Source organism: Paenibacillus sp. USHLN196 (genome assembly GCF_037144955.1).
Classification (GTDB): Bacteria; Bacillota; Bacilli; order Paenibacillales; family Paenibacillaceae; genus Paenibacillus; species Paenibacillus xylanexedens_C.
In genome coordinates this window covers 462638-475330 of sequence record NZ_JBBCYH010000001.1, presented here as the reverse complement: position 1 = coordinate 475330, position 12693 = coordinate 462638, and the positions used below count along the sequence as shown (strand labels likewise).

The window sequence follows — 12693 nt, the reverse complement described above, 5'->3', positions numbered from 1 at the left end:
CCCTGATATTTTCCTAGCCAAATGCCATTGGTAAGCTCAATAAAAGCCCATCGTAACAAGGGCCTTATTTAGCTATTCTGCCCGTTACTTGAACAAAAGCAGCCGATCACGTTGATCTGGCTTTCTTTGTATTATTGAGCTATAGTTTCTTCGTTAGTTGAACACCTACCGTATGCTCAACGACTTGAGCATACGGTAGGTGTCGTTTTCTCAAGGATTTGTAAGTGCTATTCTAAAACCAAGATCATCTATTTTGAAATTGGGCATGCTTTTCCTTCTACTCGTAGAACCACAATTGTTCTCCACTTCAGCCCAACTGCCTCCCCTGAAAACTCTATAGTTCCCATATCGTTCAGCATCATATAGATCCCAGCACCATTCCCAGACGTTACCGATCAAGTCATAAAGTCCCCATGGATTAGGAAGCAACTGTCCTACTTTATGAACAGATCCATTGGAATTTCCTTGATACCATGCAATTTGATCAATTCTTGCATACCGATATTCCGTTGATCCTGCTTTGCATGCATACTGCCATTCAGCGTCTGACAGTAATCGAAATCCATTCGCTATTTTGTTATATATTGTGTTCTCACTTTCGTTTGTAACTGTGTAACATTCCATCCTGCCAAGCTTTCTCGATAACTCATTACAGAAAGCAATAGCATCCATCCACGACACTTCCGTAATTGGCAGCTTACTCACAATCGGCTCTATTTCTTCTTCATGCATGACAAAATGATATAACTGCTGTGTTACTGGATACTTCATTACATGGAATGGCTCTATAGCTTCAGTCCACGTTATAGTCTTTTTACTACTTCCTGGGTTAGATAAAGTGTAATCAGTACTAAGCCATTTATCTGTATTAAGAAAATCGCGTAGTTCAATTGATCCGCCTTTTATGGGTACCATCAAATCCATTATTTCTTTTAGAAAACGTGCCTTGTCACTTCCGTACTTTTCCATATCTTATTCCCACCCCACTCTAACTTACCGCCAACCAAATTCGACCCAGAAACTGTATTACCCTGCTTAATAGTTGCTAACGACGATAAACTCGTCGATACTTTTAGTGTGGTTCACCGCGTCTAATCTTGAAAGTATCCTGCCCGTTACTTGAACAAAAGCAGCCGATCACATGGATCAGCTGTTTATTATGCTAATGTTTTCCATGACTAAATTCAGTTCAGAATTTCTCCCTGAATCGCTAGGCTTCCAATCGCCTTAAATCGTTCTACCTCCATGGTTTTGCCGAAATAATCGGCTGGATCAACGTCTTCCATCAGTCCCCATTCGACCATATTCCTCGAATCTTCTTTCGATGAAATGTTGAATAACCGCCCCGTAAAGGGGCGGTTTTCTTAGGCTTGCATAAATGCTTCTAACGGTTCCAGAATCGCAAACGTCTTCTTTGCATCCTTCTTCCGTTGCTCATTATAGAGATTGGTCAACTCTTCGAATGATTTAGCTTTAATCTTCGTATAACTCGATTTGGTGTATCTGATTATGTACGTCTTTACCCCTTCCTCTTCACTCCACTCGTAAACGACATCATATTTGTCCCTCAAATTCTTTAAATGAAGTGACCGGCGCAACACTGCAAAGTGTTCTTCAATGGCTTCATCGCATTCCTCCATAATCTTCTCGTATGTGCAGCCAACTCGCATCTGAATCTCCGATGCCCGTTCATCGCCGTATCTCGCGAGAAATTCCTTCAACGAAACCAGCGCATATAGCAATATTTGTTCCTTGTCATTCGGATTCCTGTATTCATAACAGCCTACAACCAAATTGCGGTCGGTCATCTCCTCCTTACTGAATTGCATATTAAACAAATACTCGAGTGTCTTTTGCTTCATAACGGTTTCCAACATCTGTTCTTTATCAATCCTGATGCCCGTTGTCACCCACGGAAACGGTAGTTGGCCGTTACCTTCACGCGGTATGCTACCCCTAAGATTCAAAATCGGCATACCCGTAGCAATTGCGTACGACCTGTTATATCCTTCGCCCGCGAATTTTTCCTGTTCTTCTAGCATGTGTCCTGCCTCCTTTTAGTACCGAGTTCCATTCGGCGACTATTGCATATCCATAAAACTACCACTTTTTTGTGCTGGTCTCTTATTAGTTTATCAGTGCTTTTCATTAACCCACAGATATTTCTGGGATATATTGTATCATATGAGAACAATAAGTCCATCTAATGGTTCCGTTATCCTGCGCGTTGGCTAATGCCGGCTGCCAGTCTACAACTTTATTTTCACAGAACAGCTGAAGCCCAGGCGACCGACACGCCACTGCTCTCTCCGATCCGGACGAGATCCACGCAGCTTCTTAGCCCCCGCCGGCGTTGCTCACACACCCAGGACGTTCCTATTAAGCTAACCTGCCCGTTAGCTTAATGAATTAACGAGGAAAAGAATCGTTTAGTTTTATGCCTAATCGGTAATCGGACTATGTTCTTGTCCCTCGACATCCTTAAAACAAAAAAGCCGCTAAATGAGCGACTTTGAATGTTGTGCAGCCGTCCTTTTTCTATGCTCCTAATATATCACGGAAAAATGCCCAACTTAAGCTTAAGACGTGTTTACTTTATAGAAAATTAGATAATCCAAATTTGCTAAGATTAATATAAGTTTTTTGAAATTTTTTGTGCCATGCACTCAATTTTAGGGATCATCAAGTTGTCATCCATCATTTTAATTTTATCAGGTTTAAACAACTGAATTTTCTTTAGATTGTAATAGTCAAATAGCACCTGATACACTGTCAAATGGTTCTCCATCAGGTACTTTACATCTAAAACGTTACTTAGAATCTCATCTTGCATAATGATAAGCCTACCATCAATCTTATTAAAAAAACCCTCTTTTATTCCTTCATCATAAAAAGCCAATTCCTGATATTCTCGTTGCTTCATGGCTTCTTTTAGTCGCTCATAGTTCTCAGGATAACTATTTTCAAGTTCCCTTAAGAAAATGTCTGTGATGAACTCTTTTAATAAGATTGTTTGTTCAAATGTTTGCTGAAATCGCTGAACAAATACTTGATCAGCATCAGAATCTTCAATAATTCCGTGGATGTATTCGACAAATGTACTCACAATAAACGAAATAATATCTTCTTTGGTAGAGAAATATTTATATAAAGTCGCCCTGCTTATATCCATAATCTTTGAGATTTCATCCATTTTCAAACCTTGAAACCCATTTTTACTAACGTGTAATAACAATCTATTAGTAAGCTTTTGCCTCATCTGATGTTGTTTTTCAATCTGCCGTTCCATCTAACTGCCCCCTTATAAATTATATTATATCTCATAATCATTATTTTAAACAAATTATACTAAATAGACACTTTATATACTTATTGTTTACTTCATTCAACTCCCATGATATTATGTTTTTGTTCCTATGAAAAACAGTGATGAAAATTCATATTGAACGAGCTAGGATTGGATACGGCTATAAACATTTAGGTGATAGAATTATTTAAGGAGGAACAAAAATGCAAACCCGAAGTCTTGGTCAACAAGGTTTAAAAGTCTCTTCTATTGGTTTGGGTACGATGGGGATGACAATGGCATACGGTCCTTCAAATGAAGATGAAGCAATAGCAACTATTCGTCGAGCTTATGAGCTTGGAGTTAACTTTTTTGATACGGCAGAATTATATGGATATGGAAATGGTCACAATGAACAGTTGCTGGGTAAAGCTGTAAAGGATTTTCGTGACAAGGTAGTACTGGCCACCAAGTTTGGCTTTGATATGACAGCCGAGCAGATTGGAACACGTTTTAACAGCCGGCCAGAAAATATTCGTAAGGTAGCTGAGAACAGTCTTCGCTATCTGCAGACTGATTACATTGATGTGTTCTATCAGCATATCCCAGATCCCGATGTTCCTATCGAAGAAGTAGCAGGGGTCGTCGGAGACCTTATCAAAGAAGGCAAAGTTAAATATTTCGGTTTGAGCAACACCGGTTCAAACACAATTCGTAAAGCTCACGCGGTTACCCCGGTCTCTATGCTTCAGACTGAATACTCGATATTCGAACGCGAGATTGAGGACAACAATATACGAAAGACATTGAATGAACTCGGTATAGGTTTAGTGCCTTACTCTCCTCTAGGCAGAGGGTTCCTGACAGGTGCTGTTAAACCAGCCCAAGAGTACGCGGAAGACGATATGCGCCGTTACGACGAGCGCTGGCAAGGCGAAAATTATACCTACAATTTACGAGCAACGGAACAACTTAATGAACTGGCTTCTAACAAAGGTATTTCTGTAGCCGAATTGGCACTGGCTTGGCTTCTCGCCCAGGGAGAAGATGTCGTTCCGATCCCGGGTACACGAAGTGCTAAGCGGGTTGAGCAAAACGTTGCTGCTGCTTACGTTAAACTTACAGAAGCTGATCTTCAACGTATTAAGGAGATCCTTCCACACGGATCAGCCGGTAGCCGGTATCCAGCTGGAATGATGGAGAATTTCACAAGAGATTCGTAACTTCTATAGAAAATTAAAAAGATGAATAAAAAACAGCTAACTAAGGACATAGTCTTAGTTAGCTGTTTTTTATCAACACACTTAAAACTCCGTATCATCCTGTTCAACTGAGTATCATTTTTGCCTCTTGTACCGATAAAATAAAAAAGCTGCTAAAATAGCGACTTCAATGGGATCATGTTCTTGTCCCTAGACAAACTTGTAATAAACAGCTCCCTTTCTTTCACTTCTGTGTTTTATTTTGCATACCTCATACCTCGGTCCGTCCTGTTGCAAACTTTATGCCGTGTTCTTTATCTGAAAAGCCACAGACACGGAAATGTCTGGGCTGGAGGATGAAAAAAGAAGCTGCAACAAAAGGTCGGGGTATCGTCAAACCTCTTGATGCAGCTTCTTTTGTATTTCTACTCGCTTTGCACAGCGAATTCATAATAACTTTAAGCCTTGCGAAGTATTTGTCTCTCGCTTAGCTGTGAAAGCATATCCTTCGTCATCGCCTTCAGGTCGTAGCGGGCATGAAATCCCCATTCTGTTTTCGCTGCCGTCGCATCAATGGAATGCGGCCAGCTATCGGCAATCGCCTGTCTCTTCGGATCAACGTCATAATCGAGGATAAAGCCTGGAATCTCATCCCGAATCGCTGCAGCGATCGCCTCCGGATCCACGCTCATTGCGGTGACATTAAATGAATTTCGGTGCTTCAACCGGGAAGAATCCGCTTCCATCAATTCGATGATAGCGTTCAGGGCATCCGGCATATACATCATGTCCATGTTTGAGTCCTTGGCGATATAAGATGTATACCGGCCAGCCGTCACGGCTGCGTAATAAATTTCCACCGCGTAATCCGTCGTTCCTCCGCCGGGAGGCGTCATATAAGATATCAAACCCGGGAATCTCAGCCCCCTAGTATCCAGGCCGTATTTGTGAAAATAATAATCACAAAGCAGTTCGCCGGACACTTTGTTCACGCCGTACATCGTATTGGGCCTCTGGATCGTATCCTGCGGGGTATTGTCTTTCGGAGTCGAAGGACCAAAAGATCCAATGGAGCTTGGAGTGAAAAATTGGCAGCCGAGCTCCCTGGATATTTCAAGTGCATTCATCAATCCGCCCATATTCAAATTCCAGGCAAGCAGCGGTTTCTCCTCTGCGGTAGCCGACAGCAGCGCAGCCAAATGGATGACGGTATCAACTTCGTACCGCTTGGCGATTTCGAACATCGCCTTATCATTCGTCACGTCCAGCAGCTCGAATGGCCCGGATCGGGTAATTTCGTGGGCTGATGACCTGAGATCCGTAGCAACGACGTGATCCGCACCATAAATTTCACGTAATTTAACAACTAACTCAGAACCGATTTGGCCCAGTGCTCCGGTCACCAAAATCTTGTTCATAAGACATTCCTCCCGAAATATACTCCCGCGAATGCAGCTAAATCAGCTTCATTTCCTTGCCAACTTTCTCATAAACGGAGATCACCTGGTCGAGCATCTCCTTGGTATGGGCAGCTGTCGGCATGTTGCGTATTCTTCCGGTTCCTTTCGGAACCGTCGGAAACAGGATTGCCTTGGCGTAAACGCCTTCTTCATAGAGCCTTTTGCTGAACTGTTGGGTGGTTACTTCATCGCCAATGATACAAGGTGTGATCGGCGTTTCGCTTAGGCCTACATCATATCCAAGCTGGCTCAAGCCATTTTTCAAATCATTTCCATTCTCCCACAGCTTCTCGATCAGCTCTTTGTCATTCATCAAAATGTCGACAGAAGCGCTGCAAGAAGCGATTACAGCCGGAGGTAGCGATGTCGAGAACAGAAACGGACGGCTTCTCAGCTTCAACCATTCGATCAGTTGTTTTTTACCCGCCACATAACCGCCGACAACGCCGATCGCCTTGGAAAGAGTACCAATTTGAAAGTCAATGCGGTCGGACAATCCAAAATGCTTCACGGTTCCCGCACCTGCTCCGAGAACGCCCGAACCGTGGGCATCATCTACATAAGTAATCAGATCGAATTCTTCTGCTATTTTCACGATTTCGGGCAGCTTTGCTATATCACCATCCATGGAGAAAACCCCGTCCGTGATGACCATAATTTTATGGTACTGACCGGATTCCTTGGCATCTTTCGCCTGCTGTCTTAAATCATTCATATCCGCATGCTTAAAGCGAATCACCTTGGCTCTCGACAGGCGGCAGCCATCAATAATCGAAGCGTGGTTCAGCTCATCTGATAAAATCGCATCATGCTGGTCCATTACCGCGGATATAGCAGCCATATTGCAGTTAAATCCCGATTGATATACGATAACGGCTTCCGTTTTTTTGAAACGGGCCAGTTTTTTTTCAAGCACAATATGAAGATCCATCGTACCATTAATTGTTCTCACAGCCCCTGCGCCTGCCCCGTATGTCTGCGACGCCTTAACTGAAGCATCAATCAGGCGGTAATCTGTTGCCAGTCCCAAATAATTATTGGAAGACAAATTGATTAGGGACTTTCCGGCGATACGAATAACAGGACCATTTGCACCCTGCAGCGTATCGATGACGTTATATAGACCTTTAGTCTTTAGATCTTCGATGTTCGAACTTAAAAATTGGTCCAATGCTTGACTTGACATTCCATTCCCTCCTCGATATACGTATGTCCTTGTGCAGGAGACATAGTATTCATCCGAAAAACCCTGTTATAAAAGGAATTAAACTAATTTCAATGTATCATCTTTTTTATTTATTGTACACATGTGGCGGACAAAAAATAAAAATATCCGCAAAAAAACATAGCGATTGCTTTCCCCATTCCCGGAAGCAATCGCTACTAACTTTGCTTATATCTTTTGCTGCTCGGTAACTTCTTGTGCAGACATTATTTCTTTTGCTTATTCCTTTAAATCAATCGATTTACCCCGGTTCAAATGGGATTCTTCCGCGGCAAACGCAATGAGATGACTCCGTACGGAAGCGCTTGCCGAGGTTAGGCTCTCCTGACCACTATAGTTCCATAGCTTAAGGTGCTAGCATTACCCATGCCAACAGCGCTGTTCGGATCATCATGTTCGCCTGTAGCAAAAGCTGCCTCTTCAATATAATAGACACTCGTTTCTTTTGAAAAAGTCGACGCTTTCAAGCAAGTCATATTTGTCAATAAAACAGGTTATGCCATAAATAGCGACTTTCACTGAACTAATGTTCTTGTCCTTATACAATTTTTCTAACGACAATATTATCAGTGTTCTATGGCTACCAAATACTTTTCATTGCCTTTTTTATTTATCAAAGCAACTTCAAAATCAGATTCCCATTTAAGTTCGCCTAAATGTTTAGCACAGGCAAATTCATCTGGTTGTTCTGATACGACCTTTTCTAAAAGTGCTTGCGTACCATCTCGTTGTAGAATAGATATGAATATATCCATGCTCTCTACATTATGATGGCATATGACTTTTGCATTGTACTTCTTATTAGGACTCTTTACTATTTCTTCCAATTCTATTTATTTACATAACCTAACTCTTCTATTTGTAATGCTATTTCTCTAAATGGATCAATCTGCCAACTATTACGTAGAGCAAGTTTCTCGATCCCGTCCATGAGTAGTCGAAGCGTAACCTTTTTTTTCTCCAACTCATTTTTTGCACGAAAGTCATTCAAACTGAATTGGACTGGCGCCGAACACACCCAATCTAAATGAACGTCTTTTCCATTTCCAATTCAATTCATAATCTAATTTTGTTGCTTCGTTGTACTCACATTTTTGTATTTTCATTATAGATTCAATGCTTTCGTCATTCAGAATATACGGTAAATCTAAATCAAATTCTTTTAGATACATCTGATCCTCTCCTTAGATTATTCCAATGGGCGTGGCCTTTGATATTTACTCATACTCATTGAATTCCCCTTGTTTCGATTTATTTTGAATATAAAAAATTTACTTGAACAAAACAGCCGATCACGATGGTCGGCTGCTGTCTTACTATTATTAAGTTATCGTTTCCCGTTAGTTCAATCGGTTTTAATAATTTCTTGCCAGTTTGGAGGCAAGTCGTAATCCTTAATGTGCTAATACTCTTGAACCACTATTGATCCGGAGTTATCTATACTAAATCTCATCGAGTCGATCCCCACATCCAAATGAGGTCCTACGTACGGGATTGTTTTAACCCGGACATCAATATGTGAAGAATAATATTTAACGTCTATATCGGTTCCATCTAAAAAAGGCGTAAACATAGGTGATACGGTTAATTTATTTTTATAGTATCGGTTAATCTGTTCCTGTATTTTTGGAGTTAACAAAGTAAGTACAAGCCGTTTCAATGGTTCATCGTTATCGTTTAGCTTTGAAAAAACGGGCTGAATTGTCATCAAGAAAATGATGACCGTTAGCAATGATCTGATAAATCTTTTCATTTCTGAAACCCTCATCCCCAGGATTTTTAAAGGCATTTTTCACTAAATGAAGATAATTTATTTTGCTATCTTGCCGTTTGCTGAAGAATAAGTAATCCAAGAGATTATGGAAATCATTGATGACCATATAACGAATCGCGGAGGTGCTTAACATCACTTATCGGCGGACGTCCGAATAAGCGGGCGTATTCCCGACTGAACTGAGAAGGGCTTTCGTAACCAACTCGAAAACTCACCGTAGCCGCATCCAATTTTTCCATGATTAGCAGTCGGCGTGCCGTTTGCAACCTAATTATCTTTTGATACTGCAACGGACTCATTCCTGTTACTCTTTTGAAATGCTTGTGCAATGATGTAGGACTCATACTAACATTTTTTGCTAACTCACTAATGACAAGAGGCTCAGAATAATCTCGTTTAATGAGGTGGATCGCTTCAGATATGCCATGTGCATAGCTTCCGGCCAGCGCAAACTGACGGAGCAATGCTCCCTGCTCGCCCTGTAGCACCCGATAAAATATTTCACGTATGGTCAGTGGAGCAAGCATTGGAATATCCTTAGGTGTATTCAAAAGTTGGACAAGTCGAAGTACTGCATCTAATAAAGAGAGCGTAGATGTATTCACCAATATTCCTCGTCCAGTCTCCCTGCTTCTCTGGGGACTGATCTTATTGGCGATTTCCAGAAGAACATCTGGATTAAGCGTTAATTGCAAACTTAAATAGGGCAGCTGCGGTGATGCATCAGTAATTCTACCGATAACGGGTAAATGGACGGAGGTTACCATATAAGTAGCTGAATCGTATCGGATATTTTCACCAGCCAAAGTGGCGATTTTAGAGCCTTGGACGATCACGTAAAGGGAGGGCATATTGACAGTATGCGTCGGCTCCATTTCGCTCGATGCCCTTCTGAAATATAGCTCAGCAATGGCTGTATTGTGTGTACCATCTATCGGTGCATGCAGTTGAATTAGTCGAGCCAACTCTTGCTGATAGGTTGAAATGGTAAGCCTCGGGAAGAGTTGTTCCATAATTCCCCCTCCTTATTCTGTAGATTTTTTAATTTTATTGTAGCCAGACAGACAGGATTAGGCAAAAAAAGTGCAGTAATCGTCTACCTGATATTAATCACTCTTTTATATACTTCTACTAGTGACGTCAACGACACTTGCAAACATAATCAGTAGAAAGAAGGATTTAACCATGAGCGTAAAAGAGAACATAATTATGTCAGGAATCAAAAACAAAGTCATCGTTATTACAGGCGCAAGCAGTGGAATTGGCGAAGCAGCGGCACTCCTGCTTGCCGAACGCGGTGCTAAGATTGTGCTTGGAGCGAGAGGTGCGGAACGACTAGAAGCACTTGCGAGGCGCATTATGAAACGGGGCGGTGAGGCCGTTTATGTAAGCACAGATGTAAGACGGCGAGAAGACTTGTCCAGGCTTGTCACGCTAGCCTGCGAACAGTACGGCAAGCTTGATGTATTCATTAACAATGCCGGCGTTATGCCGATTTCACCTCTTGATGAATTGCGTGTTGAGGACTGGGAGTCAATGATCGATATCAACATGAAGGGCGTGCTTTACGGTATCGCAGCTGCGTTGCCTATTTTTCGTAAACAGGGTTTTGGTCATTTTGTCAACACTGCTTCTACCGCTGGACATAAAACAGTACCGAATCAATCTGTCTATTCTGCCACGAAGTTCGCTGTTCGTGCAATTTCAGAGGGGCTTCGCCAAGAGGCTGGCAAACAATTACGTGTAACAATCATATCGCCAGGAATAGTGCATACAAATTTCACGGAGGGTTTAACAAATAAGGAGGTAAAGGACCGTCTCACGGCTATTCGAGACGAGTTGGCGATGCCGCCGGATGCGGTTGCTCGCGCTATAGCATTCGCAATAGAGCAACCAAATGATATTGATGTGAATGAGATTGTAATCCGACCGACTGCACAGGTCTAAGCTATACAGTTTGAAAATGAGAATGATTTGAACTTCAGATGTGACTAATCTCGGAAGTATATATTTGTCTATTCCAAATTGAATTCTTCTACCCTTTAAGGAAATGAAGCTGCTGATCGTGTGGGAGAAACTTCGGCCTAGCTGTCTTTAAACTCTCCTGCCCGTTATAGCTTAATGAATTAACAAGGAAAACGTTTAGTTATATGCATAATGGTAATCGGTACAAGTTCTTGCCCACTGACTATTTAAGGCTGAATCAATGCCCTGTGCAATAAAATAAAAAGAACGCTATATTAGCGACTTCAATGGGACTATGTTCTTGTCCCTCGACACCATTACTCTTATGTAACGGCAAGTTTAAAGGCCATCCTTTGTGGGATGGTCCTTCCTTTTCTAGTATCGTTCCCGTTAACACAAAAAGTCCATATCAATATAGGGAGTGTTATTTAACAAATTTTCATAGTAGAAGCGTCGGGCTTGCTCATCCCATTCGCTCCAATCAGGAGCGTTAAAATCTCAAAACTTCTAATTAAACAGTGGATGTGCAGTCTTTTTTTCTCTAACTCACTTTTTGCCACAAAGTCGTTTAAACTAAATTGAACTAAATCTCAATGATGTCATCCATTTCAAATTTAAAGTTTATGCCTTCTTCTGTTCCAACAAATAGGCAGCCCTCATTAATTCTTTAGAAACACCAAGGAAAAATTCATCTTGATTATTAACTTTAAATACTTTTGAACGTTGTACTTAAAGTATCCTGCCCGTTGGCTGAAAAAAAGCAACCGATCACATTGGTCGGCTGCTCCTATTCAATCATAGATTACCCTAATCTAACCTTATGCTTTCTAGACATTGTGAGTTAGCGCAAGCAAGCCCCGAACTGCTCTTGATTCTCTATATCATAGAATTGGCAAGTTTGAGTAAGTCTGTTGCTTTAAACTTCGCTTTCAAAATTTTCTTGTTTCCAATCGCAAGCGTATATTGCATCCCGTTTTTCTGGAATCGAAGTTCATATCCCAATTCGAATTTAGGCCGGTATATTGCTTTCGTTCCGTCTTTTAGTTGATAATACACATCGTCCTTTCCTTTGTACCGCTTCAGTTCTACTACGACTGGGAATACTTTGACCCGGAAGAAGCCATTCAGTGCTTTGTTTCGATAGATTAGTTCAAGTGATTCATGACCATCCACGTATCCGTCGAAGTGAGTTATCTCGAACGGAAACTCAGAGGGTACCAGTACGTCCCTTTTGAACCTCAGTTGGTATTCCCTGATCAATCGGGCCTCATCGACGAGCGGATTGGCTCCGTCGAACAGAATGCTAATTTTAGTGATTCGATTTTCCTTTATGATTAGTTCCCATATGAAAGCAAGTCGTTCTTCCTCTAAAAATTCATCATTAAAATGAGCTAGTAGGTATTTCACATCTGACTTTGGTGAGGAAACGAGCTGTACTCCGCTGATTTGGGAATTCCCCCTTATCTCGGGGATTTGCACATAATCCTTTTCTACATATTTTTGTGCCTCATCAAGATCGTTTCGAAGTATTGCTTTTGCAAACCGATTAACTGGTCCCAGGCGAGTTTCGCCCTCAGTGGGGGCTGCCACAAATTCGGATGATTCTATGTTATAGGCTGTAGCAGTGCTCGACAGCATCGAATAGAACAAACTTATTATCATTAGAAGAAACAGTGTCTTAACTCTCATAATATCCTCCATGATAAGATTCTACTCGCAGAAATAACTTCTCACCAATGCGAGTAGTCTACCCAATGACTGGAAAGTTATTCATTAAACTA

The 12693-nt window shown here is 41.5% G+C and carries 12 protein-coding genes; 2 read left to right on the top strand and 10 right to left on the bottom strand.

Annotation, left to right across the window (positions count from 1 at the left end; genetic code table 11):
- Positions 1–210 precede the first annotated feature (210 nt).
- The 3 genes from WFI24_RS02010 to WFI24_RS02000 form a co-directional block, all read right to left on the bottom strand.
- A complete protein-coding gene (locus WFI24_RS02010) occupies positions 211–969 on the bottom strand; it encodes a formylglycine-generating enzyme family protein (RefSeq protein WP_336758349.1) in 759 nt (252 codons plus the stop codon).
- 395 nt (positions 970–1364) lie between these two features.
- Complete coding sequence (locus tag WFI24_RS02005) at positions 1365–2042, bottom strand: hypothetical protein (protein WP_336758348.1); 678 nt, start codon at positions 2040–2042, stop codon at positions 1365–1367.
- Between the two features lie 587 nt (positions 2043–2629).
- On the bottom strand, positions 2630–3289 hold the full coding sequence (locus WFI24_RS02000; RefSeq protein ID WP_336758346.1) for a TetR/AcrR family transcriptional regulator: 660 nt from the start codon (positions 3287–3289) through the stop codon (positions 2630–2632).
- A 221-nt stretch (positions 3290–3510) separates the two neighbouring features.
- Here WFI24_RS02000 and WFI24_RS01995 point away from each other — a divergent pair, with 221 nt between their 5' ends.
- Positions 3511–4509 carry an aldo/keto reductase gene (locus tag WFI24_RS01995; RefSeq protein ID WP_336758344.1) on the top strand — a complete coding sequence of 333 codons (999 nt, stop codon included), beginning with the start codon at positions 3511–3513 and terminating at the stop codon, positions 4507–4509.
- Between the two features lie 437 nt (positions 4510–4946).
- Here WFI24_RS01995 and WFI24_RS01990 read toward each other — a convergent pair whose 3' ends face one another.
- The 6 genes from WFI24_RS01990 to WFI24_RS01965 all read right to left on the bottom strand — a co-directional run bounded on the left by WFI24_RS01990 (position 4947) and on the right by WFI24_RS01965 (position 9960).
- Positions 4947–5906, bottom strand: a complete 960-nt coding sequence (locus WFI24_RS01990; protein WP_336758343.1) for an L-threonine 3-dehydrogenase — start codon at positions 5904–5906, stop codon at positions 4947–4949.
- A 37-nt stretch (positions 5907–5943) separates the two neighbouring features.
- Entirely contained in the window at positions 5944–7134 is a 1191-nt protein-coding gene (locus WFI24_RS01985) for a glycine C-acetyltransferase (protein WP_336758342.1), read from the bottom strand.
- A gap of 605 nt (positions 7135–7739) precedes the next feature.
- Positions 7740–7928: a hypothetical protein gene (locus tag WFI24_RS01980; protein ID WP_336758341.1), complete on the bottom strand. Its 189-nt coding sequence runs from the start codon at positions 7926–7928 to the stop codon at positions 7740–7742.
- Between the two features lie 228 nt (positions 7929–8156).
- Positions 8157–8345 carry a hypothetical protein gene (locus WFI24_RS01975; protein WP_336758340.1) on the bottom strand — a complete coding sequence of 63 codons (189 nt, stop codon included), beginning with the start codon at positions 8343–8345 and terminating at the stop codon, positions 8157–8159.
- A gap of 230 nt (positions 8346–8575) precedes the next feature.
- A complete protein-coding gene (locus tag WFI24_RS01970; protein ID WP_336758763.1) occupies positions 8576–8881 on the bottom strand; it encodes a DUF3888 domain-containing protein in 306 nt (101 codons plus the stop codon).
- Between the two features lie 158 nt (positions 8882–9039).
- Complete coding sequence (locus tag WFI24_RS01965; RefSeq protein WP_336758338.1) at positions 9040–9960, bottom strand: AraC family transcriptional regulator; 921 nt, start codon at positions 9958–9960, stop codon at positions 9040–9042.
- 196 nt (positions 9961–10156) lie between these two features.
- On the opposite strand from WFI24_RS01965, the gene WFI24_RS01960 reads away from it, so the two are divergent.
- Positions 10157–10894, top strand: coding sequence for an SDR family oxidoreductase (locus WFI24_RS01960; protein ID WP_336758336.1), 738 nt, complete (start codon positions 10157–10159; stop codon positions 10892–10894).
- 894 nt (positions 10895–11788) lie between these two features.
- Here WFI24_RS01960 and WFI24_RS01955 read toward each other — a convergent pair.
- Positions 11789–12601: a hypothetical protein gene (locus tag WFI24_RS01955; protein WP_336758334.1), complete on the bottom strand. Its 813-nt coding sequence runs from the start codon at positions 12599–12601 to the stop codon at positions 11789–11791.
- Positions 12602–12693 lie beyond the last annotated feature (92 nt).